Origin of the sequence: Xanthobacter aminoxidans (assembly GCF_043193615.1) — a bacterium.
Classification (GTDB): Bacteria; Pseudomonadota; Alphaproteobacteria; order Rhizobiales; family Xanthobacteraceae; genus Xanthobacter; species Xanthobacter aminoxidans.
Genome location: NZ_JBAFUS010000003.1, coordinates 735,681 through 758,420 on the forward strand (window position 1 = coordinate 735,681; position 22,740 = coordinate 758,420).

Below are 22,740 nucleotides of genomic sequence, written 5' to 3' on the forward strand. Positions count from 1 at the left end.
GCTTCCGCGACTTGCTCCTCAGGTTTCGTCCCGAGCCGTCACCTGACCCAAGGGAAAACATGACGCGGCCGTAGGCGCCCGCGCCGGCGGCTTGACGCGCTCCGGCCGGTCGCGGCACATGACGGCGCCGGTGCCGCCATACGGGGAAACGATGCCCACCCTCGCTTTGCCCTTCCCCGCCATCGATCCCGTGCTGATCCAGGTCGGCCCACTGGCCATCCGCTGGTATGCGCTCGCTTATATCGCCGGCCTCGTCATCGGCTGGCTGCTGGCGCGGCGGCTGGTCTCCCGCCCGGCTCTGTGGGGCGGCACCTCCCCGATGACCCCGCAGGATCTCGACGATGCCCTGTTCTGGGCGACGCTGGGTGTGATCCTCGGCGGCCGGCTGGGCTATGTGCTGTTCTACAATCCGGCCTTCTTCGCCCAGAACCCGGCGGACATCTTCGCAGTGTGGAAAGGAGGGATGTCGTTCCACGGCGGGCTGGCGGGCACGCTCCTCGCCCTCGTGCTGTTCGCCCGCTCCCGCGGCATCCCGGTCTTCTCGATGCTGGACGTTGCTGCCGTCGTGGCGCCCATCGGGTTGTTCTTCGGCCGCCTCGCCAATTTCATCAATGGAGAGCTGTGGGGCCGGCCGGCGGACGTGCCGTGGGCCATCGTCTTCCCCCACGGCGGGCCGCTGCCGCGCCATCCGAGCCAGCTCTACGAGGCGGGGCTCGAGGGCATCGTGCTCTTTCTCATCATGTTGCTGGTGGTGCGCAGCGGTGAGCTGAAGCGCCCCGGCGTCGCCGCTGGCATCTTCGGCATGGGCTACGGCATCGGCCGCATCATCGGCGAGTTCTTCCGCGAGCCGGACGTGCAGCTCGGCTATCTCGCCTTCGGCACCACCATGGGCATGTGGCTATCGGTGCCGCTGGTGCTGGCCGGGCTCGGGCTTCTCCTTTACGCGCTGAAGCGCAAGCCAGCGCCGTGACCACGCCGCTCGAAGAGGAAATCCGGCTGCTGATCGCCGCCGAGGGCCCCATGCCCGTCAGCCGCTACATGGCTCTCTGCCTCGGGCATCCCCGGCACGGCTATTACGTGACACGTGATCCCCTCGGCGCGCGGGGCGACTTCACCACCGCCCCCGAGATCAGCCAGATGTTCGGCGAGCTGATTGGCCTGTGGGCGGTGGCCGCCTGGCAGCAGATGGGCATGCCCGACCCGTTCCGGCTGGTGGAGCTCGGCCCCGGCCGCGGTACCCTCATGGCCGATGCCCTGCGCGCGGCGCGCCTCGTTCCGGCGTTCGGCGCAGCGGCGCGCATCCATCTGGTGGAGACGAGCCCGGTGCTGCGCAAGGCGCAGGCGCGTGCGCTCGCGGCGCATGAGGAGCGGACGGGCGAGCGGGTCTCATGGCACGCCAGGATCGAGGACGTGCCCGCCGGGCCGGCCATCGTGCTTGCCAACGAGTTCTTGGATGCCCTGCCGGTAGATCAGTATGTATGGACCGGCGCCGGCTGGCATGAGCGCAAGGTCGGCATCGGTGCCCAGGGACAACTCACCTTCGGCCTCGACACCGCCCCCTCCCGCATGGCGCCGGCCCTCGCCGCCCACCTGCCGCCGCCCGCGCCGGGCGCCGTGCTGGAAGTGATGGAGAGCGGCCCCGCGCGTGCGCTTGCCGGGCGCATCGCGGCCGAGGGGGGGATCGCCCTCGCCATCGATTACGGCCATGCCGGCGGCCATGGTGACACGTTGCAGGCGCTCAAGGCCCACCGCTTCGCCGATCCCCTTGCCGATCCCGGCGAGGCCGATCTCACCGCCCATGTGGATTTCGCCCGCCTGGCCCTGTTGGGGCGGGAGGCCGGCCTGAAGGCGTTCGGGCCGCTGGAGCAGGGCGATTTCCTTGCCCGCCTCGGCCTTGCCGCGCGTGCCGACCGGCTGATGCGCGATGCGGCTCCCAATGCAGCGGCCGCCGTCGCCGCCGCAGTGCGCCGCCTCGCCGGAACGGGGGATGGCGAGATGGGGCGGCTGTTCAAGGTGCTCGCGCTCGCCCATCCTCACCTTGGCACGCCGCCCGCGTTCGACCCGTCCGAGGAGTTCACGAGATGAAGATCGAGGCGCCCCTGCTCAGCGCCCTGCCCGGCATCCGCCATGCCTTCTTCACCCGGCGGGGCGGCGTCTCGCAGGGCATCTATCACAGCCTCAACGGCGGCACCGGTTCCAATGACGATCCCACTGCCGTGGCGGAGAACCGTTCCCGCATGGCCAAGGCACTGGGCGTTGCGCCCACGCATCTCCTCGCCTGCTGGCAGGTCCATTCCGCCGACGCGGTCGTGGCCACCGAGCCGTGGACCCGCGAGACCGCGCCCAAGGCCGATGCGGTCGTCACCGCAACGCCGGGCATCGCCGCCGCCATATCCATCGCCGACTGCGGGCCGATCCTGTTCGCCGATCCCGGCGCGCGGGTGGTGGCCGCCGCCCATTCCGGGTGGAAGGGGGCGGTGGGGGGCATCGTCGCCGAGACCATCGCTCGCATGGAAGAGCTGGGCGCGCGGCGGGCCGACATCCGCGCCGTCATCGGGCCGCTGATCCGCCAGCCGAGCTACGAGGTGGGCGAGGAGTTCGTCGGGCGTTTCCTCGCCGAGGACAAAGGCTTCGCCCGCTTCTTCGCCCCCGCCGACCGGGCGCATCATTCCCTGTTCGACCTGCCCGGCTTCATCCGTCTCAGGCTGGAGCAGGCGGGCGTGGGGCAGGTGGAGGACCTCGGCCTCGACACCTATACGGACGAAGAGCGTTTCTTCTCCTATCGCCGGACCACCCACCGCAAGGAGCCGGACTACGGCCGGCTGATGGCCGCCATCACCCTCGCATGACGTTGCGGAAATGCCGATGAAATCCTCCGATGCCGTCCTGCTCATCGTCCCCGGCTGGCAGGGCTCCGGCCCCGACCACTGGCAGAGCAGATGGGAGCGCAGCCTCTCCGCCGCCCGGCGGGTGATGCAGCCCGACTGGGACCGGCCTGACCCGAACGAATGGCCGCGCCGCCTCGCCGAGGCGGTAACGGCGGCGGACAAGCCGGTGGTGGTGATCGCTCATTCCCTCGGGGTGCCCACCCTCATCCATGCCGTGCCGCTGCTGCCGGCGGGCAAGGTGAGGGCGGCCTTCCTTGTTGCCCCGCCTGACCTCGATCGGGCGGACATCGACCCCGCCATCGCCGGCTTTGCCCCGGTGCCCACGGCGCCCCTGCCCTTCCCCTCCGTTCTGGTTGCGAGCCGGACTGATCCCTATTGCGACTACCGCCGCGCCGAAGGCTTCGCGCTCGACTGGGGCGCGGCCGTCGTCGATGCGGGCGACGCGGGGCATATCAATGCCGAGGCAGGCTATGGACCGTGGCCGGAGGGTTCGGTGCGCCTGCTCGGTCTCCTCCAGTCGCTGGGCTGAGACAGGACAAGGCTTAAGGAGCCATCAACCACATCACGCGGCCGGCGTTCCCCTAACGGGATTTCCTGCAGCCGTTAACCGCACCTTAACCGTTTTTCTGGACCCGCCCGCCATTTCCCGCTACCCCTTCGGCGACAAGCTCAACGCCGGGAACCGTCATGCGGGTATCAGAGGCAGTGGTTCAGGACGCAGCAGCCGAACACGTGGGCTTTTCCCGCGCCGCGCGCCGCGTCATCTCCCCACTTCGCCTTGCCGGGCTGGCCCTGTGCCTCGCCCTCGGCGCCTGCCAGACCGACGGCTCCGGCATGGCGAGTTCCGGCGGTGGCGGCGCGGTCGCCTTCGACAGCATCGACGGGCCGCCCCAGGCCACCTTCGAGAAGCTTGTGGGCCAGCTCAATTCCGAGGCGGAGACTCGGCGCGTGGCGGTTGCCTCCCGCTCCAGCGGTGCCGCCTACCGGGTCAAGGGCTACCTCGCCATGCACGTCCAGAAGGGCAGCGCCACGGTGGCCTATGCCTGGGACGTCTACGACCGTAACCAGAACCGCGTCGCCCGGCTCTCCGGCGAAGAGCCGGCCGGACGGGTGAAGGGCAAGGTTTCGGACGGCTGGGCCGCCTGCGACGACAAGGTGCTCGCCCGCATCGCCGACAAGTCCATGGCGAGCCTCGCCGAAACGCTCGGCGTCGGCGGCACGGCGCCCGCACCGGTTGCCACGGCCACCGCCGCCGCACCCGCGGCGCAGGACGAGAAGCCCGCGGCGGCCGAGCCCACGATCCGGCCCGACCCCGCCGGAGTGCCCGTGGCGGCCCTCGAAACGCCAGGCACAGCCCTCGGCTACGCCGCGAACTGACCGGACGACACGACATTCCGGCAACAGCCGCGACGGACGATGACGTGGTCCTGTCTTCTGCCGTGCCGTGGCTCTTTACAACATTGTGACGGGCCGCCTATCAGAGCCGGACAAGTCTCGTTTCCGACCCTTCGATCAGGCCCGGTGCCGGGCGGAGCGTCCCAATGTCAGCGGAGAACGGTCCCATGAAGCTCGTCGCGGGCAATTCCAACCGCGCGCTCGCTGAAGCCATTGCCGCTTATCTGGCGACGCCGCTCACCAAGGCGGTGGTGCGCCGCTTCGCCGACATGGAGATCTTCGTCGAGATCCAGGAGAACGTGCGCGGACAGGACGTGTTCGTGGTGCAATCCACCTCGTTCCCGACCAACGACCACCTGATGGAGCTGCTCATCATCATTGATGCGCTGCGCCGCGCCTCCGCCAAGCGCATTACGGCGGTGCTGCCCTATTTCGGCTACGCCCGCCAGGACCGCAAACCCGGCCCGCGCACGCCCATCTCCGCCAAGCTGGTCGCCAACCTCATCACCCACGCCGGTGCCGACCGCGTGATGACGTTGGACCTGCACGCTGGGCAGATCCAGGGCTTCTTCGATATCCCCACCGACAACCTTTATTCCGCGCCGGTGATGGTGCGGGACATCAAGGAGCGGTTCGACACCTCCAACGTCATGGTGGTGTCGCCGGACGTGGGCGGCGTGGTCCGCGCCCGCGCGCTCGCCAAGCGCATCGACGCCCAGCTCGCCATCGTCGACAAGCGCCGCGAGCGGCCGGGCGAGAGCGAGGTGATGAACGTCATCGGCAATGTGGAAGGCCGATCCTGCATCCTGGTCGACGACATCGTCGATTCGGGTGGAACGCTGGTGAATGCGGCGGATGCGCTGCTCGCCCGCGGCGCCAAGGAAGTCACCGCCTACATCACCCACGGCGTGCTTTCGGGCGGCGCGGTGGCGCGCGTCACCGCGTCCAAGCTCAAGGAACTGGTGATCACCGATTCCATCCTGCCCACCGAGGCCGTGCGGGTGGCGCGGAACATCCGCGTCGTCTCCATCGCCACCCTCATCGGCGAGGCCATCGCCCGCACCGCGCATGAGGAATCGGTCTCCAGCCTGTTCGACTGAGGCTTCGATTCAGTCCCGAGGAGAGGCGCCCGACCCGTTCGCCTCTCCCTCCACCTCGCCCTTGCGCTGCAGCCACAGCATGACGAGCCAGCAGGTGGAAGCCCAGGCGGCGCCGAGCGCCCAGCCGCCGACCACGTCGGTGGGCCAGTGTACGCCGAGATAGATGCGGCTGATCCCGACGATGACGGTGATGACCACCGCCCCGCCCAGAAGGAACAGCTTCACCCGCGTGCGCTTCTGCGTGCGGGCGAGCAGGGCCGCGAGGGTCAGGTAGACCACCGCCGCGAGCATGGCATGTCCCGACGGGAAGCTCTGGGAATAGACCGACATGCCATGGGGCACGAGGTCCGGCCGGGGCCGGTCGAAGCCCCACTTCAGGCCTTGCGACAGGATCGTGCCGCCTGCCACCGACACCGCCACGAGCAGTGCCGCATGGCGCTTGCGGGTGAGGATGAGGAAGAAGATGACCGCCAGCGTCAGCAGGGTGAGCACGCTGGTGCCGCCCAATGCGGTCAGGTCGCGCATCATCTCCTCCACCCAGGGCGGACCGAGGGGGTCGGACGGATCGGCGGGATTGCGCAGCGCGAGGAGAATGCCGCGGTCGAGGCTGCCGGGCGCGCCTTCCGTCACCTCGTCGGCCACGACGAGGAAGAGATAGAAAGCGAAGGCAATGAAGCCGACCACGGCCAGAGTCGCCCGCTCCATGGTGCTCACCGAGGCGAGCAGCGGGCCAATGACGGGCAGGGCTTCAAGACGCCGAAGGCCACGCTTCAGCAGGGAGGGAGAGGGCATATCGCTCACCCGGCAAGGTTTGGCCGGAGCCGGGGCGGGCGTCAACTCCCCCAAAGGAAAGGGCGACGCCGTTGCCAGCGCCGCCCCTTCCGCATGAAGAATGCGAGGTCGCTCAGGCGGCCTGCTGCTTCGGGCGCACCTCTGCGGAATAAGAATCCATCAGCTGATGCGTGATTCCCGAGGGGGTGAAGGTCCAATCCGCGATCGAACCAACCGGGGTCACCTCCGCCGCCGTGCCGGTGATGAAGCATTCCGAGAAATCGGCCAGCTCCTCCGGCTTGATGTGACGCTCGACCACCTCAATGCCGTGGCGGCGGGCGATATCGATCACGGTGCGGCGGGTAAGACCGTCCAGGAAGCAGTCCGGGGTGGGGGTGTGGATCACCCCGTCCTTGACGAAGAACACGTTGGCGCCAGTGCACTCGGCCACGTAGCCACGATAGTCCAGCATCAGCGCATCGGCGAAGCCCCGGCGCTCGGCCCGGTGCTTGGAGATGGTGCAGATCATGTAGAGGCCGGCGGCCTTGGCCCGGCAGGGGATGGTCGCCGGATCGGGACGGCGCCACTCGGACAGATCGAGGCGCAGGCCCTTGAGGCGCTGCTCGGGATCGAAATAGCTCGGCCACTCCCACACGCCGATGGCGAGGTGGATGGTGTTCTTCTGGGCGGCGACACCCATCATCTCGCTGCCGCGCCAAGCCACCGGGCGGATATAGGCGTCGACGAGGCCGTTCTTCTCGAGCGTCGCCTTCTTGGCGGCGTCGATCTCGCCAATGGTGTAGGGGATGGTAAAGTCGAGCATCTCGGCCGACAGGCGCAGCCGCTCGGAATGCTCGGCGCTCTTGAAGATCTCGCCGCCATAGGCGCGCTCACCCTCGAACACCGTGCTGCCGTAGTGCAGGCCATGCGAGAGCACGTGCAGCTTGGCATCGGCCCACGGCACGAAGACGCCGTCGTACCAGATCCAGCCGTCGCGTTGGTCGAAGGGGACACCCTGAGCGCTCATCTTCTCAACTCCTGTTCAGACCGCGTCGTGCGCGCGGCTTCCCCCCTGCGTCACCGCAGCTTTCCAGCGGTCCCGCATGGGGATATCTTTACGCCTGCTTGGAAAGCCGGCAAAGCCGCGAAACGATCGAACCGGCCGGGCGATGCCCGCGACCGATCATTTCGTGGAACACGCTCTTTGGGTAACGATCAAAACGAAAAAAGTCAACATGGCTGACATAAATTCCGCGCTCGCTTTGACGGACGCCCCCAAGACCGCCGCTGATGCCCCCCCTCCTGCTGCGGTTGAGGCCGCGCCGCTGGTGGATTTCGTCGAGCTGCTGTTCTTCGCCTATCGCGATTTCGTGGCCGATCCGGATGAGATCCTGGCGCCCATCGGCTTCGGGCGCGCGCACCATCGCGTGGTCCATTTCGTCAACCGGCATCCGGGGATGCGCGTCACCGACCTGCTCGACATCCTGCGCATCACCAAGCAGAGCCTCGGCCGGGTACTGCGGGAACTGGTGGATGAGGGCTTCGTCGAGAGCCGGGCCGGCGCCTCGGACCGGCGCCAGCGCCTGCTGTTTCCGACCGCGAAGGGCGAGACTCTCGCGCGCCAGTTCGTGGCGCTGCAGAGCCGGCGCATCGAGACCGCGCTGGAGGCCAGCGGACCGGAGAGCCGGGACACGGTGCGGCGCTTTCTTCTCGCCATGATCGACCCGGAGGATCGCGTGCCCGTGGAGCGACTGATCGAGCGGGCAGACCGCGCGGCCCGGGCGCGGCGCGGGTGAGCGCACCCCGCACCGATCCAGCCACTGCCGCGCGTCCACCAGAAAACGAGACCCAGATGACCCTTCGCGCTTTCCGGGAGGCCCCGCGCCATGGCTGAGGCCGCGCCCGCATCCGTCGCCCTCGCCGACGACGCCCCCCATCTGCTCGTGGTGGATGACGACAACCGCATCCGCACGCTCTTGTCGCGCTTCCTCACCGAAAACGGCTATCGCGTCAGCACTGCGGCCTCCGCCGCCGAGGCGCGGGCGCGGCTGGAGGGACTGGCCTTCGACCTTCTGGTCCTCGACGTGATGATGCCCGGCGAGAGCGGGCTCGACCTCGCCCGCGACATCAGGCGCGGCTCGGCCGTTCCCATCCTCATGCTCACTGCCCGTTCGGAAACTGCCGATCGCATCACCGGCCTTGAGGCCGGCGTGGACGACTATCTCGCCAAGCCATTCGAGCCCCGCGAACTGCTGCTGCGCATCGGCTCCATCCTCAAGCGCGCGCTTCCGCCGCCGCAGAAGGCCATCGAGAGTGTGCGCTTCGGCGAGTTCGCCTTCCATCTGGAGCGCGGCGAACTGACCCGCAACGGCGAGATCGTGCGCATCACCGAGCGCGAGCGCGACATGCTGCGGGCGCTGGCCGAGGCACCCGGCGATACCGTGCAGCGCCTCGCCCTGGCGGGCGGCGGGGCGGCGAGCGAGCGTGCCGTGGACGTGCAGGTGAACCGCCTGCGCCGGAAGCTCGAGCGTGATCCCGCCAATCCCGTCTATCTCCAGACCGTGCGCGGCATCGGCTATCGGCTGGTGGTGACGCCTTGAGCGTGGCGGAAAGCCCTTCGGGTGTCCGGCACTGGGCGAGGCTGGTGCTCGTCTGGCTGAGAGACACCACCAACGGCTTCGCCGCCTGGTTCAACCGGGTGACGCCGAAGGGGCTCTATCCGCGCTCTCTGCTCATCATCGTCACGCCGATGGTGATCCTGCAATCGGTACTGGCCTTCGTCTTCATGGAGCGCCACTACAATGTGGTGACGCGCCGCCTCTCCGCCGCCGTCAGCCAGGACATCTCCGCCGTCGTCTCGCTCTACGATCTCCTGCCGAAGACCAACGACCACATCGCCCTGCGCACCTTCGCCTCGCGCAATCTCTCGCTCAACGTGGCGGTGCTGCCGCCCACCGATTTGCCGCCGCCAGGGCCGAAGCCCTTCTTTTCGGTGCTGGACGCCGCGCTCTCCCGCGAGATCGGCCTCAGGCTGAAGCAGCCCTTCTGGCTCGACACCGTGGGCCGCTCTATGCTTATCGAAGTGCGGGTGAAGATGGATGACGCGGTGCTGCGCATCTTCGCCCCGCGCAACGCCGCCTATGCCTCCAACTCGCACATCTTCCTCTTGTGGATGGTGGGCACCTCGCTGGTGCTGCTGGCCGTCGCCATCCTGTTCCTGCGCAACCAGATCCGCCCCATCGAGAACCTCGCCGATGCTGCCGAGGCCTTCGGCAAGGGCCGCGACGTGGAGAATTTCCGTCCCCGCGGCGCCCGCGAGGTGCGGCGGGCCGCCATCGCGTTCCTGGAGATGAAGCGGCGCATCGAACGGCAGATCGAGCAGCGCACCACCATGCTCGCGGGCGTCTCCCACGACATGCGCACCATCCTCACCCGCTTCAAGCTGGAGCTCGCCTTCCTGCCGGAGGGCGAAAGCGAGGCGCTGAAGAAGGACGTGGACGAGCTTCAGGGCATGCTGGAAGCCTACCTCGCCTTCGCCCGCGGCGACCCAGGCGAGCAGGCGGCCCTTACCGACATGGGCGAGCTGATCGAGGACCTGCGGCTCAATGCCGAGCGCGACGGCGCCGCCGCCACGGCGAGCTTCATGGGCCCGCCGCTGGTGGAGGTGAAGGCCGACCAGCTCAAGCGCTGCATCGGCAACCTCGTGAACAATGCGGTGCGCCACGCCCGCCGCATCGCCATCTCCGGGACGCGGGATGCGCGCTACCTGATCGTGACCGTGGATGACGACGGCCCCGGCATTCCCGAGGAGAAGCGCGAGGAGGTGTTCCGCCCCTTCCTGCGCCTCGATGATGCGCGCAACCAGGATGCCGGCGGCTCCGGCCTCGGCCTCTCCATCGCCCGTGACATTGCCCGCGCCCACGGCGGCGACATCCAGCTCTCCGACAGCCCCATGGGCGGCCTCAGGGCCACGGTCCGCATCCCGGTCTAGCTCATTCTTTATGCATGCCCGAAGCTTGGGCTTGCCCCTCTTCGGCGGCTGATGGTCCACTGGAGGGATGGACCAGCTGCCCCCGCCCCCTCCCTTCCAGCCCTCGGATTTCGCCCAGACCCATCCGGGCCTCGCCCTGCTGCGCCTCGCCGCGCTGCTGGCCGAGGGGAGCGAAGCGGACGAGGAGACGCTCGACATGATGTTCGAGCAGATGGAGGTCGGAGCGCTCGACGGTCTCGCTCCCGGCGACATCTGGGCGGAATTTTCCCGAGGGCTGATGGGCGCGCGGCCGGGGGCCATGGTGAAGGCGCTGCGCGAATGCGGGGTGCTGGAACAGCTCTTCCCCGAAATCTCCGCGGTCTTCGGCATCCCGCAGATCACCGACACCGCGGACGAGATCGACCTCGGGGAACTCCTCGTCGCCGCGCTCGACGAGGCGGGGCGAAGAGCGGCGCCTCTGGAGGTGCGGGTCGCGCTGTTGCTCATGCACGCCGGGAAATCGGATTCCCCGCGCGAGCATCTGCCCGTCCACTATCGCCACATCGAGCGCGCCATCCCGCGCATCGCGGCCGCGTGCGACCGCTATGACGTGCCCGAGCGCTGCCGCGACCTCGCACTCCTGTCCCTCCACGAATGCGAGCGGGTGCAACGCGCCTCGCCGGTGCGCGCCGGGCCGCTGGCCGCCATGCTGGAGCGCACCGGCGCCTTTCGCGATCCCGAGCTGTTCGAGGCGCTGCTGCTGGTCGCCACCTGCGATTATTTCGGCCATGGCGACCGCATGGGCGAGACCCACCCCAAGGTGGAGCTGCTGCGGGCCGCCCGCGACGCCTGCACCGGCCTGGACGAAAGCGGGCGCGACGCCGACGACATCGCGCTCGCCCGCGCGCAAGCCATTGCCACGGCGTTCAAATCCGAGCGGTGGGAAGAGGCGTGAGGCTCAGAACAGGCGGCCGCCGTCCGGCACCTTGAGGCTCGGCGAGATCAGCACCACCGCGCCGTTCTCGTCGGGAAAGCCGAGGGTCAGCACTTGGGACATGAAGGGGCCGATCTGGCGGGGCGGGAAATTCACCACCGCCGCCACCTGCCGGCCCACCAGCTCCTCCGGCGTGTAATGCACTGTAATCTGGGCGGAAGACCGCTTCACACCGATCTCCGGACCGAAATCGATGGTCAGCTTGAAGGCGGGTTTCCGTGCCTGGGGGAAGGGTTCGGCGGCCACGATGGTGCCGACGCGGATATCCACCTTCAGGAAGTCGTCGAAGGTGATGAGGGGGGCGGAAGGGCTTTCGTCGGACATGGCGGCCTGCTGCTGCGATACCTCCTTATAGGCCATGGGCGACGGCCTCCGCGAGCCCCGAAAACGCGGCATCAGCTTGACAGTAGAGGGGGCGCAAAATAGGAACCAAATGTTAACCATACCCGGGCGGGGGATCGGACAAGTGACTTTCAGGACACGCCTTTTTGCCGGCTTCATCGCACTCGCGACCCTCGGCCCCGCCCTGCCTGCGACGGCGCAGGAGCAGGCCTATGACCGGGTTGGCCGCTGGTCCATCTCCGTCGTCTACGACGGTAACCGGTTCGGCTATTGTGCCGCCGACGTGGATAACGGCAAGGTCCAGTTCCGCATCGGGACGGACGGAAAGTCTTGGCAGATCGGCGTGCCTTACTATGGCAACGTCTCCGGACCGATGGATGTCTATTACGGCTTCGGCGGCGCGGCCGAGATGGGCACCTTCCATGCGGAGGGGGACGGCTGGGCCTCCATGATGATCAACGACGATCAGCTCAACGCTTTCAGAACATTGCCGGAATTCTCGGTGAACCTGGACCGGGGCGAGCAGACCTTCAAGCTCGCCGGGGCCGCGCAGGCCATCGACAAGGCCCGTGAGTGCGCGCGCAACAAGGGTCAGAAGGCCGCCCCGCCCCCGCCAGCTCCGCAGCAGAACGTGACCAACGGCAAGAATTGCCCGCCCTTCGGCACCGTCCGTTCGCAGAACAGCAACGCGCCGGTCAAGGTGATGTTCGTGAATCTCTCGAAGGTTCCGCTGAACATCATGTGGATCGACTTCAACGGCGAGTGGAAGAAATACCACACGCTGGCGCCCAATTCCAACGTCACCCAGCCCACCTACGGCACCCACCCCTGGATCGCCGTGGACTCCCGCGGCACCTGCCACGGCGGCGTCATGTACGGCAACCCCGCCTCCCGCACGGAGGGGGATAACATGTTCCAGATCTGGGACTGAGGGGAGGCCGACGCGACGGACCCGGCATGGCCTGACAGGCCCGTGCCGGGGGTGTTTCACCGGGTTGCCGGTGGGGGTATCGGTGGGGTTCGGGTGGCGGTTCGGCTGGGAGTCAGCGGAATCGACGCCGGAACCTCTCATTGAGTGCAATAGTACCTCTTGATTTTTGGACCTCCCCCTTAAGGGGCCGGGACACGACAGAGCGCAGTTTGACGCCTTTCCGGCGGACCTCCGCCCTTCCCTCCGCCGTCATGCCCGGCCTCGTGCCGGGCATCCACGTCGGGCCGACCGCGCACCCTTGCGAGCATCGTCCCCAGCCCAACCACGTGGATGGCCGGGACAAGCCCGGCCATGACGGTGGGAAGAGCAGCGCACTCAGCCAACGATGACCGCTGCCCGATTTAAATCGATGATTCAACGCCCATCTTGTTCCAAGGAGGCTGGATAAGCTCGATAAGCCCCGCCTCGAGGCCAGCGGCAGCGTTTACAGGCAACCCGTTCCACTCGAGTGCAGGAGGTGTAGCGCCATAAATTTCGACAACAATACCGGCCCGGACCTGCTCAGCAATTATCAAATTGATCCGATGGCTGGTTCGTTGCCGATGATAGCCACGTTGATAATTATACATTCTCTGACGAAAACCCCGCCTACTAACGCCAACATACATAATTCTATCTTCGATAATGAACGCATATACACCTGGATGCTTTGAAACCGGCTCAGATAAACCAATTCCATCTTCTCTTGCGATCCACTTCCCCAAGCGAACGAAACCAGCATCGACAAGAAAATCGATGGCAACGCTTTCTCTTATGGCTGGCGTAGCCTCCTCCGGGGGAAGCACGACAATTCCGCGCTTTCGACCATCCTCTATGCCCGCATCGACAGCGACCTTGCGAACATGTTGGTACCGAATATCGAGAAACTTAGCGATATCAGTACGAAGGTAGCCTTCTCGCAGAAGGGACCTTATCTTGTCACTGATCGTCGATAGTCCAGCGACGACATCTTGCATAGGACGCTTGGCCAACACACCTCTCCAAGTCGCTTTTGCAACAACGGTGCGCAGATCGTCCTTTTAAGATCAATAGATGTGACTTGCGCGCTCACCCTCACCCCTCAAACCGCTCCACAAACTCCGCCACCCGCCGGTCCACCCGCACATCCCGCCCGGTGATCGCCCGCACCAGCGAGAGCCCTTCCAGCGTCCGCGCCCGTGACAGGGCCACATAGGCCTGCCCGGGCGCAAACGCGCCGTCGGCGAAGTCGATGCGGACGTCGGTGAGGGTGAGGCCTTGCGCCTTGTGCATGGTGAGGGCCCAGGCGGGGGCCAGCGGAAGCTGGGTGTAGGTGCCCACCACCTGCGCCTCCAGCCGGCCGCCGGGCTCGTCCCAGCCGTAGCGGATGCGTTCCCAGGTGAAGGCCTCGATCTCCACGCTGGGACCTGAATCGAGCTTCACCAGCGCCGAATGGGGGCCGAGGCCCGTCACCGTGCCCACCGAGCCGTTGACCCAGCGCCGGGCGGGATCGTTGCGCAGGGCCATCACGCGGGCGCCGCGCTTCAGCACCAGCTTTTCCGCCACCGGCAGGCGGTCGCCCTCCAGCCCGAACTCGCCCTTGAGCAGCCCGCCGAATTCGCGCCCCTCGTCCGGCAAGGCGGCGAGGCCGCGGGCGTTGTAGGCGTCGGCGCGGGCGTTGGTGGGGGTGAGGAGAACGGGTTGCGCGCCGTCGCGGTGGGGGCGCACGCAGGCCTCGTTCAGCGCCTCCGCCGCCTCCCGCGCACCACGGCCCCGGCGCAGGGCATCGAGCATGGCGATGAAGGCGCGGTCGGTCTGGCGGTGGACGAAGGTGAAGGGCACGCCCGTCACCTCGCGGCCATCGAGCGCCTTGGCATGGAAGGCGAACGGCCCCTCATAGCCCATGCGGCCGAGCATCTCCTGCTCGGCATAGGGCACCACCGGGGGAAGCTGGAGGAAATCGCCCACCAGCACCATCTGCACCCCGCCGAAGGGCTCGGAAGTGTCGCGGGCGATGCGGAGCGAGATGTCGACGGCGTCGAGCAGGTCCGCCCGCACCATGGAAATCTCGTCGATCACCACCCGGTCGAGCTTCTTCAAGAGGCGCCGCACCTGGGCGCGGGGCTTCACCTCGTCCGGGTTCTGGAGGCGGGGCGGAATGCCGAAGAAGGAATGGATGGTCTGCCCGCCCGCCTGCAGCGCCGCGACGCCGGTGGGCGCGAGCACCACCTGCCGGCCACGCGGGGCCTTGCGCAACTCGTGCAGGAAGGTGGTCTTGCCCGTGCCCGCGCCGCCCAGCACCATGATGAGCGGCGCCTTCGCCTCGATGGCGGCGAGCGCCCGCCCGGCGGCATCCGCGCCGGGGGCGGGAAGGCCGGCGTCCGCCTGGGGGACGGGCAGATCGCTCACGGGGTGGGGTCGCTCACGAGATGAGGCCGTTCAAGAGATGAGGCCTGCCTCGCGGGCGAGGTCGATGAGGGGGCGCTGGGGCCGGGCGCCCATCTGGCCGATGATCTCCCCCGCCGCCAGCGCGCCGAGGCGCAGGCTGGTGGCCGGGTCGAGGCCGCGGGTAGTGCCGGTGAGGAAGCCGGCGGCGAAGAGGTCGCCCGCGCCGGTGGTGTCCAGCACGCGCTCCACCGGATGGGCCGGCACGCTCACCACCGCCGCGCGGGTGACGAAGGAGGCGCCCTTTTCCGAGCGCGTCACCACGGCTTCCTTCGCATCCTTGCGCAGGGCCACCACGGCGGCGTCGAAATCGGCGGTCTCGTAGAGCGACTTCAGCTCGCCCTCGTTGCAGAACACGAGGTCCACCGTGCCGGAGACGATGAGGTTCTTGAACTCCGCGCGGTAGCGGTCCACGCAGAAGGTGTCGGAGAGCGAGAGCGCCACCTTGCGGCCGGCGCCGTGGGCGATCTTCGCGGCGGCGAGGAAGGCCTCCTTCGCGGCCGGCGGGTCCCACAGATAGCCTTCGAGATAGGTGACGGCCGCGCTTTCCACCATGGCGGCGTCGATGTCGGCGGCGACCAGGTTCTGCGCGGCGCCGAGATAGGTGTTCATGGTGCGCTCGCCGTCCGGCGTCACCAGGATGAGGCAGCGCGCGGTGGCCGGGCCGTCGGCAGCAGCGGGGGTGCCAAAGGCGACGCCGGCGGCGCGGATGTCGTGGCCGAACACTGTGCCGAGAACGTCGTCCTTTACCTTGCCCATGAAGCCGGCCTTGCCGCCCAGCGAGGCGACGCCCGCCGCGGTGTTGGCGGCCGAGCCACCGGAGGCCTCGGTGCCCGGCCCCATGGCGGCATAGACGGCTTCCGCCCGCGCCTCGTCGATGAGGGCCATGCCGCCCTTGGCCATGCCGTTCTGCGCGAGGAAGTCCTCCTCGGCGCGGGAGAGGACATCGACGATGGCGTTGCCGATGGCGAGGACGTCGAGGGCAGAGGCGGTCACGGGAAGGTCTCCGGAAGATTCGGCGAGGGGTAGCATCCGCCCTGATGCGGTGCAATCGCCGGGCCAGCAGCCGTCGCCTACCCCTTAACCTTTTCGCAAGGAATGCCGCCCGCCCCGCCCGGGCCCGTGCCTTCGCACTTGCAACCGGGGCGGCGTTCTGAACAATTCCATCCGTCTGCTTACAAACGGGGCCTGCCCGAAGCACAGGCGGGAGCGCACGTTGCGGAGCGTCACGAGACGTGATGCCGCGCGGGACCTTCCGGGTGCTAAAGGCAGGCTCGGCGGCGCACCAGCGGGGGCACGGTGCGTCGGGATTCTACGGCGACGAGAGGGACTATGTCGCGCAGGTATTTCGGAACGGACGGCGTGCGCGGGCGCGCCAATGCCTCGCTCACGGCGGATCTGGCGCTGAGGGTCGGCATGGCGGCGGGGCTGGTGTTCCAGCGCGGCGAATATCGCCACCGGGTGGTCATCGGCAAGGACACGCGGCTGTCCGGCTACATGATCGAGAACGCGCTGGTGGCCGGCTTCACCTCGGTGGGCATGGACGTGCTGCTGCTCGGCCCCATGCCGACGCCGGCTGTGGGCATGCTCACCCGCTCCATGCGCGCCGACCTCGGGGTGATGATCTCCGCCTCGCACAATCCGTTCGACGACAACGGCATCAAGCTGTTCGGCCCGGACGGCTTCAAGCTCTCCGACGAGGTGGAGCGCGAGATCGAGGAGCTGATCGACGAGGACCTCGCCAAGCGCCTCGCCAAGCCCGCCGAGATCGGCCGCGCCCGGCGGCTGGAGGGCGTGCACGCCCGCTACATCGAATATGCCAAGCGCACTTTGCCGCGGAACCAGTCGTTCGAGGGCATCCGCGTGGTGGTGGACTGCGCCCACGGCGCCGGCTATCGCGTGGCGCCGGAGGCCCTGTGGGAGCTGGGCGCCGAGGTGATCGCCATCGGCGTCGAGCCGGACGGCATGAACATCAACCGGGACGTGGGCTCCACCTCCCCGGCCGCGCTCTCCGCCAAGGTGCGGGAAGTGCGCGCGGATATCGGCATCGCCCTCGACGGTGACGCCGACCGGGTGATGATCGTGGACGAGAAGGGCCACACGGTGGACGGCGACCAGCTCATGGCCGTCATCGCCGAGAGCTTCAAGGAAGACGGACGCCTCGCCCGCGACGGGCTGGTGGCGACCATCATGTCCAACCTCGGGCTGGAGCGGCACCTCGCCGGCGAGGGCATCGCGCTGGCCCGCACCGGGGTGGGCGACCGCTACGTGCTGGAGCGCATGCGCGCCGACGGCTACAATGTGGGCGGCGAGCAGTCCGGCCACATCATCCTGTCCGACTATTCCACCACCGGCGACGGCCTCGTCGCGGCGCTTCAGGTGCTGGCGGTGGTGGCGCGGCAGGAGAAGCCCGTCTCCGAGGTCTGCCATCGCTTCGATCCGCTGCCGCAGATCCTCAAGAACGTGCGCTACAGCGATGGCGCGCCGCTGGAAAACGAGAAGGTGAAGATCGCCATCGCCGATGCCGAGCGCCGCCTCTCCAACCACGGCCGCCTCATCATCCGCCCCTCGGGCACCGAGCCGGTCATCCGCGTGATGGGCGAGGGCGACGACCGCGATCTCGTCGAGACCGTGGTGGACGAGGTGATCGACGCCCTCCAGCGCGCCGCCGCCTGAGCGGGGCGACGACCGGAACGGCGGCACCGCCGCCGTTCCGAATTCCTTTGCCGCGCCAGAGCTTAACGCTTCATCAGGGTTAATCCGGCCTTAAGCCTCCCCGTGGCACACATCCGTCCAGAGCATTTCTCGGGCGGGTCGTCATGATGGGTGTGTTTGGTCGGGCCGGGCGTCTTCTTCTGGCCTCTCTCGCGATCGCGGCGCTGGCAGGAACCGCGTTTGCCGGCGCGGCGCACGCCGCCGACAAGGCGGATGCGGAGATGGAGGCCATGATGGCCTCTCTCGGCAAGCCGGGCGACTTCTCCCTCGCCGCCCCGGCGGTGAGCGAGGATGCGGCGGCCGGCTGGTATTTCCGCGCCGACGTGGGCTACGTCCCCGCGAGCAGCGCCAGCCTCTCCTATCTCGGCCTGCCCACCGGGCTCGATGTCTCCGGCGCCGGCTGGTCGCTGGGGGGTGGCATCGGCTATCGCTTCCTGCCGTTCCTGCGCGCCGAGGTGAGCCTCGACTATCTCTCCCTCGGCTCGGCCAGCCTCTCGCCGTTCGGACCGGGCGTCGGCGCCAGCGCCACGGTGGGGCTCGCCAGCGTCTACTGGGACATCATCACCCTGGCCGGCTTCACGCCGTATCTGAGCGCCGGCGCGGGCTTCGCCATCAATTCGCTCAGTGCCCCGGCGGGGCTCCAGCCGGCGGGCAATGCCTGGGACTTCGCCTGGTCGGCCGGGGCCGGCGTGTCCTTCGCGGTGTCGAGCAGCTTCAGCCTCGATCTCGGCTACCGCTATCTCGACCTCGGCAGCCCCGCCTATGCCGGCGGCCTCGCTCTGGGCAATTCCACCGCCCAGCAGGTGCGCTTCGGCCTGCGCTACGCGCTGTAGGGGCGAGACGTCTCAGCGAGAGCTTCGTCGTTTGCGGGCAAGCCCATCAGACCGTTCGCGGACCGAACAGGCGCGCCCACAATGAGGGCTTCCGCAGGATCGGAGCGGAGAGGGCGCAGAAGGCATTGAACAGATCAAAGATGTCGATCGGCACTTCTTCCAGGGAAACGCGTTTCTCGATTGCGTAGAAGGCGCCCAGATTGAAGGACGTTCCCGGACGCCTAACGACCGGAGCTTCACCCATTTCATCGGCCACAAAGGCCCATTCAAGGTTCAGCTCCATGGCGAGCGCGTCGCCGAACAGCACGCCGAGCCCCTGCAGCAAGTCCTGCCGTTCGAGTGTCGCCTCACCGCTGTCCAGAATGTGCTGGATCAGCCCAAGCTTGCCGTCAACCGTCTCGAACCGGTGCTTGTTCGCATCGGCAAAGAAGGTCGAGAACTCCTCCCGCCAATAGTTGAACATTTTCAGCTCGTCTTCATTGAGCTCTCGAAAGTAAGGTTTCGCCATCCCCGCCCCGCTGCGATCCTTGAACGCGCGCCCGCTTGCCAGGCATCGACCACCGAGTTGTAACAGGTCCGGCCCAGGTTGCACGGACTTGCTCCACGCTTTTCCCTTGCCGCGCCGGGCGGCGGCTCCTATGTGCAAGGCGTGCTCGACCGCCCCACCTATCCCGGCACATCGCATCGGGAGCCCGTCTTCAACGTGCCCGGCGCGGTGGCGGTGATGGCGCTTGGGCTGGTGGCGATCCATGCCATCCGCGTGCTGCTGCTCTCGCAGGATGCGGACATCGAGGTTCTCACCTATTTCGCCTTCATCCCGGCCCGCTACACCCTGCCGGACACCATGTTCTACCTGCCGGGCGGCATGGGTCCGAAGCTGTGGACCGTGGTGAGCTACGCGCTGCTCCACGCCAACTGGATGCACCTCATCGTCAATCTCGTCTGGCTGCTGGCCTTCGGCACGCCGGTGGCGCGGCGGTTCGGCTCCACGCGCTTCTGGCTGTTCTGCGCGGTGACGGCGGCGGCGGGCGCGGGGGCGCACTATCTCGCCAATAGCGACGCCATCGCGCCGCTCATCGGCGCCTCGGCGGCCATTTCCGGCACCATGGCGGCGGCGGTGCGCTTCACCTTCGCGCCCGGCGGCGCGCTCTCCAGCTACCGCACCATCTTCGCCGATCACCAGCCGGCCGGCTCGCTGAGGGAGAATTTCAGCGACAAAAGGGTGCTGATCTTCGTGGGCGCGTGGTTCGCCTTCAACCTCCTGTTCGCGTTCGGGGTTTCCCTGCCCGGGACGGAGGATGCGGAGGTGGCGTGGCAGGCCCATATCGGCGGCTTCGTCGCCGGCCTGCTGCTGTTCTCCCTGTTCGATCCGGTGCCGCGCCGGCGGGTGGCCTGAGCGGGATTCATACTGCCAAGGTCGTGGTGCGCGGACTGCGCTGCGCGCTTGCGTCGCACTGCGATGCGAGGGATCATCCCTGTCCGGATCGTTTCCAGAGAAGGCCCCGTCGGCGGAGCGGGCCCCTGGATCCACCAGCTAGGGAGAATGCGCCAATGTCCGTGACCGTCATCCTGAGCCGCAAGGGCAACGACATCGTCACCCTGTCCCCCGACGCCACCCTCGGCGATGCCGTGGCCAGCCTCGCGCGCAACCGCATCGGCGCCATCGTCGTCACCAATGGGGACATGGGGGTGGAGGGCATCATCTCCGAGCGCGACGTGGTGCGCCTCATCGGCGAGCGCGGCGTGGACGTGCTGGCCGAGCCGCTCGCCGGGCTGATGACCAAGGCGGTCGTCACCTGCGCCCCCGACGAGACCGTGCCCCAGATCATGGAACGCATGACCCGCGGCCGTTTCCGCCACGTGCCTGTGGTGTCCGGCGGCAAGGTCGTGGGCATCATCTCCATCGGCGACGTGGTGAAGTATCGCGTGGAGGAAATGGAGCGCGAGAGCGCCCAGCTGCGCGACTACATCATGTCGGCCTGAGGGGTTTGCGGCGCGGAGGCCCCTCCGCGCCGTTCCCCGGACGCATGCAGCGCAGCGGAATGCGAGCCGGGGTCCAGCGCAAGGGACCGCCGAAGGCGCTTCGTGCTCCTGCCACTCTCAAATCTTGCCCGCTGCGCGGCACTTGTGCGCTGTGCCCCGGATCAGCGCTCCGGCTGCGCCGTCGCTTGTCCGGGGCACAGTTAGGCCGACTCACGCGCCGGGCTGGCGCACCACGCGCAGATAGGGCTTCACGGTGGTCCAGCCCCCGGGGAACTTCTCCTTGGCGGCATCGTCCGAGAGCGAGGGGACGATGATGACATCGTCGCCGTTCTTCCAGTCCACCGGCGTCGCCACCGAGTGCTTGGCGGTGAGCTGGAGGCTGTCCACCACGCGCAGGATTTCCGCGAAGTTGCGGCCAGTGGAGGCCGGGTAGGTGAGCGACAGCTTCAGCTTCTTGTCCGGGCCGATGATGAACACCGAGCGCACGGTGAGCGTGTCGTTCGCGTTGGGGTGGATGAGATCGTAGAGGTCGGAGACCTTGCGGTCGGAATCGGCGATCAGCGGGAAGTTCAGGGTAGCGCCGGTGGCGTCCTTGATGTCGCCCACCCAGGCCGGGTGATTGTCGATGGCATCCACCGACAGGCCGAGCAGCTTCACGCCGCGCGCGTCGAACTCGGGCTTGAGATGGGACGCCTGGCCCAGCTCGGTGGTGCAGACCGGCGTGAAGTTCTTGGGGTGGGAGAACAGGATGCCCCAGCTGTCGCCGAGCCATTCATGGAACTTGATGGGGCCTTCGGTGGTCACGGCCTCGAAATCCGGCACCACATCGCCCAGTCGCAGCGTCGCCATGGTCATCTCCAATCAACATCTGAAAACTGTATATGTGAATATTATACCGCAATATCGATGGATTTAAAGCAGATTCACGCGCAGGCGGCCCCGTCGTCGCCCGCTGCGACGGGCGCCCAGCGCAACGCAAGCTCCGTCATCCAATCAAAGCGGGCACCGTATGGGGCTGATACGATCACGGCGTGTCGCGATCGCGGGCGGCAATCACCATCCAGAACGCAAGCGCCCATGCGGCGGTCTGCGACACAAACGGAGGACGCTTCCATGAAACGCATCCTGGCGGCTGCACTTGCCGCATTCCTTCCCATCCAGAACGCCGGGCTCGCCGTGGCCTGCACCGCGGTGAACGTGGTCGCGGCGGACAAGACGGTGATCGCCGGGCGCACCATGGAATGGGCGTTCGACATGAAATGGACGCTGGTGAGCATGCCCAAGGGCACGGCCCTGACGCTCACGGCGCCCTCGAACCTCGGCCTGCCCGAGAACAAGGTGAAGACGCTCTATCCGGTCGTGGGGATCAGCGCCGAGATCATCCCCGGCGGCGCCGTGCTGGAGGGACAGAACGCGGCCGGCCTCGGCATGAGCGGCAATTTCCTGCCCGGCTTCACCACCTACCAGACCGTCACCAAGGCGGACACGTCCTACGTCTCCATCCTCGGCTTCGGCGCCTGGGCGCTGGGGATGCACGGCACGGTGGCCGAGATGCGGGCCGCGCTGGCGAAGACCAAGGTCTGGTCCGATGCCTCGCTGCCGAGCGGGCCGACCCCGCCCACCATCCACATGGTCTTCACCGACCGCTCGGGCGCCAGCATCATCGTGGAATATGTGGGGGGCGAACTGCAGATCCACGACAATGTGGCGAGCGTCCTCACCAATTCGCCGCCCTATGACTGGCACCTCCTGAACCTGCGCAACTACCTCAATCTCTCCACCATGGGCGTCGCCGACCGCCGGTTCGGCACGGCCAACGTCACGGCCATCGGCCAGGGCGGCGGCGCCACCGGGCTGCCGGGCGACTTCACCCCGCCCTCGCGCTTCGTGCGCGCGGCCTTCATGCGCCATTCCATGGCCCAGCCGAAGGACGCCGCCGACGCCTCCGCCGCCATCGGCCACATCCTCAACACGGTGGATATCCCGCTGGGCGTCGCACAGAGCAAGGACGGCGACGCGGTGGTCTCGGACTACACCCAGTGGGTGGCCATCAAGGACCTCACCCACAACAAGCTGATGATCACCGACTACGCCCACCGGACGACGTTCCTGACCCTCGATCTCGACACCATCTTCGCCCAGGACAAGCCGAGCGCGCGGCTGATCACGGACCTGCCGTTCCCGGCGGCGGTGGACGGGACGGCGGCGTTGAAGAACTGAGCCGGCGGGACGGCGCGCCGCGCCTCACCCGAGGGCGGTGCGCACCGCCCTCTAAACCAGGGCGATACGCGCCGCCCTCTAAACCAGGGCACTACGCGCCGCCCTCTAAACCAGGGCGCTACGCGCCGCCCTCTA

General features: G+C 67.8%; 24 protein-coding genes. 16 read left to right on the forward strand and 8 right to left on the reverse strand.

Features of this window, described 5'->3' with window-relative positions:
• The first annotated feature begins 151 nt into the window (after nt 1-151).
• From lgt to V5F74_RS18645, 6 genes are all read left to right on the forward strand, one after another.
• Entirely contained in the window at nt 152-970 is an 819-nt protein-coding gene (lgt, locus tag V5F74_RS18620; protein WP_029556715.1) for a prolipoprotein diacylglyceryl transferase, read from the forward strand.
• Nucleotides 967-2,085 (forward strand): class I SAM-dependent methyltransferase, encoded by a 1,119-nt coding sequence (locus V5F74_RS18625; RefSeq protein WP_029556714.1) that lies wholly within the window; start codon nt 967-969, stop codon nt 2,083-2,085. Before lgt ends, V5F74_RS18625 begins: the two co-directional genes overlap by 4 nt.
• A complete protein-coding gene (pgeF, locus tag V5F74_RS18630; protein WP_029556713.1) occupies nt 2,082-2,849 on the forward strand; it encodes a peptidoglycan editing factor PgeF in 768 nt (255 codons plus the stop codon). Before V5F74_RS18625 ends, pgeF begins: the two co-directional genes overlap by 4 nt.
• A gap of 16 nt (nt 2,850-2,865) precedes the next feature.
• Nucleotides 2,866-3,417, forward strand: coding sequence for an RBBP9/YdeN family alpha/beta hydrolase (locus V5F74_RS18635; protein ID WP_029556712.1), 552 nt, complete (start codon nt 2,866-2,868; stop codon nt 3,415-3,417).
• A gap of 158 nt (nt 3,418-3,575) precedes the next feature.
• Nucleotides 3,576-4,265 (forward strand): hypothetical protein, encoded by a 690-nt coding sequence (locus tag V5F74_RS18640; protein ID WP_156026292.1) that lies wholly within the window; start codon nt 3,576-3,578, stop codon nt 4,263-4,265.
• Between the two features lie 164 nt (nt 4,266-4,429).
• A complete protein-coding gene (locus V5F74_RS18645; protein ID WP_024277085.1) occupies nt 4,430-5,383 on the forward strand; it encodes a ribose-phosphate pyrophosphokinase in 954 nt (317 codons plus the stop codon).
• Between the two features lie 9 nt (nt 5,384-5,392).
• On the opposite strand, the gene V5F74_RS18650 is transcribed toward V5F74_RS18645, so the two are convergent.
• Entirely contained in the window at nt 5,393-6,175 is a 783-nt protein-coding gene (locus V5F74_RS18650) for a phosphatase PAP2 family protein (RefSeq protein WP_081837555.1), read from the reverse strand.
• 112 nt (nt 6,176-6,287) lie between these two features.
• The gene (locus V5F74_RS18655) at nt 6,288-7,181 is read right to left on the reverse strand and encodes a branched-chain amino acid aminotransferase (protein WP_024277083.1); all 894 of its coding nucleotides are present in this window, start codon (nt 7,179-7,181) and stop codon (nt 6,288-6,290) included.
• A gap of 208 nt (nt 7,182-7,389) precedes the next feature.
• On the opposite strand from V5F74_RS18655, the gene V5F74_RS18660 reads away from it, so the two are divergent.
• The 4 genes from V5F74_RS18660 to V5F74_RS18675 all read left to right on the forward strand — a co-directional run bounded on the left by V5F74_RS18660 (nt 7,390) and on the right by V5F74_RS18675 (nt 11,079).
• On the forward strand, nt 7,390-7,950 hold the full coding sequence (locus V5F74_RS18660; protein ID WP_029556709.1) for a MarR family winged helix-turn-helix transcriptional regulator: 561 nt from the start codon (nt 7,390-7,392) through the stop codon (nt 7,948-7,950).
• A gap of 90 nt (nt 7,951-8,040) precedes the next feature.
• Complete coding sequence (locus tag V5F74_RS18665; RefSeq protein ID WP_029556708.1) at nt 8,041-8,754, forward strand: response regulator; 714 nt, start codon at nt 8,041-8,043, stop codon at nt 8,752-8,754.
• Nucleotides 8,755-8,798: 44 nt separating this feature from the next.
• Nucleotides 8,799-10,145, forward strand: a complete 1,347-nt coding sequence (locus tag V5F74_RS18670; protein WP_245279445.1) for an ATP-binding protein — start codon at nt 8,799-8,801, stop codon at nt 10,143-10,145.
• Nucleotides 10,146-10,212: 67 nt separating this feature from the next.
• Entirely contained in the window at nt 10,213-11,079 is an 867-nt protein-coding gene (locus V5F74_RS18675; RefSeq protein ID WP_029556706.1) for a tRNA nucleotidyltransferase, read from the forward strand.
• A gap of 3 nt (nt 11,080-11,082) precedes the next feature.
• Here the strand turns inward: V5F74_RS18675 and V5F74_RS18680 are convergent, their stop codons facing one another.
• A complete protein-coding gene (locus V5F74_RS18680) occupies nt 11,083-11,478 on the reverse strand; it encodes a tRNA-binding protein (RefSeq protein ID WP_394009644.1) in 396 nt (131 codons plus the stop codon).
• 106 nt (nt 11,479-11,584) lie between these two features.
• Here V5F74_RS18680 and V5F74_RS18685 point away from each other — a divergent pair, with 106 nt between their 5' ends.
• Nucleotides 11,585-12,391 (forward strand): VHL beta domain-containing protein, encoded by an 807-nt coding sequence (locus V5F74_RS18685; RefSeq protein ID WP_029556704.1) that lies wholly within the window; start codon nt 11,585-11,587, stop codon nt 12,389-12,391.
• 401 nt (nt 12,392-12,792) lie between these two features.
• Here the strand turns inward: V5F74_RS18685 and V5F74_RS18690 are convergent, their stop codons facing one another.
• The 3 genes from V5F74_RS18690 to V5F74_RS18700 form a co-directional block, all read right to left on the reverse strand.
• Entirely contained in the window at nt 12,793-13,422 is a 630-nt protein-coding gene (locus V5F74_RS18690) for a GIY-YIG nuclease family protein (RefSeq protein ID WP_394009645.1), read from the reverse strand.
• Nucleotides 13,423-13,504: 82 nt separating this feature from the next.
• Nucleotides 13,505-14,818: an ATP-dependent DNA helicase gene (locus tag V5F74_RS18695; protein ID WP_394009646.1), complete on the reverse strand. Its 1,314-nt coding sequence runs from the start codon at nt 14,816-14,818 to the stop codon at nt 13,505-13,507.
• A gap of 30 nt (nt 14,819-14,848) precedes the next feature.
• The gene (locus V5F74_RS18700; RefSeq protein ID WP_394009647.1) at nt 14,849-15,850 is read right to left on the reverse strand and encodes an adenosine kinase; all 1,002 of its coding nucleotides are present in this window, start codon (nt 15,848-15,850) and stop codon (nt 14,849-14,851) included.
• Nucleotides 15,851-16,186: 336 nt separating this feature from the next.
• Here V5F74_RS18700 and glmM point away from each other — a divergent pair, with 336 nt between their 5' ends.
• Nucleotides 16,187-17,530: a phosphoglucosamine mutase gene (gene glmM / locus V5F74_RS18705; protein WP_029556701.1), complete on the forward strand. Its 1,344-nt coding sequence runs from the start codon at nt 16,187-16,189 to the stop codon at nt 17,528-17,530.
• A 143-nt stretch (nt 17,531-17,673) separates the two neighbouring features.
• On the forward strand, nt 17,674-18,402 hold the full coding sequence (locus tag V5F74_RS18710) for an outer membrane protein (protein ID WP_394009648.1): 729 nt from the start codon (nt 17,674-17,676) through the stop codon (nt 18,400-18,402).
• Nucleotides 18,403-18,448: 46 nt separating this feature from the next.
• On the opposite strand, the gene V5F74_RS18715 is transcribed toward V5F74_RS18710, so the two are convergent.
• Nucleotides 18,449-18,994, reverse strand: a complete 546-nt coding sequence (locus V5F74_RS18715) for a DUF3806 domain-containing protein (RefSeq protein ID WP_394009649.1) — start codon at nt 18,992-18,994, stop codon at nt 18,449-18,451.
• A gap of 48 nt (nt 18,995-19,042) precedes the next feature.
• On the opposite strand from V5F74_RS18715, the gene V5F74_RS18720 reads away from it, so the two are divergent.
• Both V5F74_RS18720 and V5F74_RS18725 read left to right on the forward strand, forming a co-directional pair.
• The gene (locus V5F74_RS18720) at nt 19,043-19,798 is read left to right on the forward strand and encodes a rhomboid family intramembrane serine protease (protein ID WP_394009668.1); all 756 of its coding nucleotides are present in this window, start codon (nt 19,043-19,045) and stop codon (nt 19,796-19,798) included.
• Nucleotides 19,799-19,953: 155 nt separating this feature from the next.
• A complete protein-coding gene (locus V5F74_RS18725; RefSeq protein ID WP_024277069.1) occupies nt 19,954-20,385 on the forward strand; it encodes a CBS domain-containing protein in 432 nt (143 codons plus the stop codon).
• A 210-nt stretch (nt 20,386-20,595) separates the two neighbouring features.
• Here the strand turns inward: V5F74_RS18725 and V5F74_RS18730 are convergent, their stop codons facing one another.
• Entirely contained in the window at nt 20,596-21,234 is a 639-nt protein-coding gene (locus tag V5F74_RS18730; protein WP_394009650.1) for a peroxiredoxin, read from the reverse strand.
• Between the two features lie 264 nt (nt 21,235-21,498).
• Between V5F74_RS18730 and V5F74_RS18735 the strand changes: the two genes are divergently transcribed.
• A complete protein-coding gene (locus V5F74_RS18735) occupies nt 21,499-22,605 on the forward strand; it encodes a choloylglycine hydrolase family protein (protein WP_374250868.1) in 1,107 nt (368 codons plus the stop codon).
• Nucleotides 22,606-22,740 lie beyond the last annotated feature (135 nt).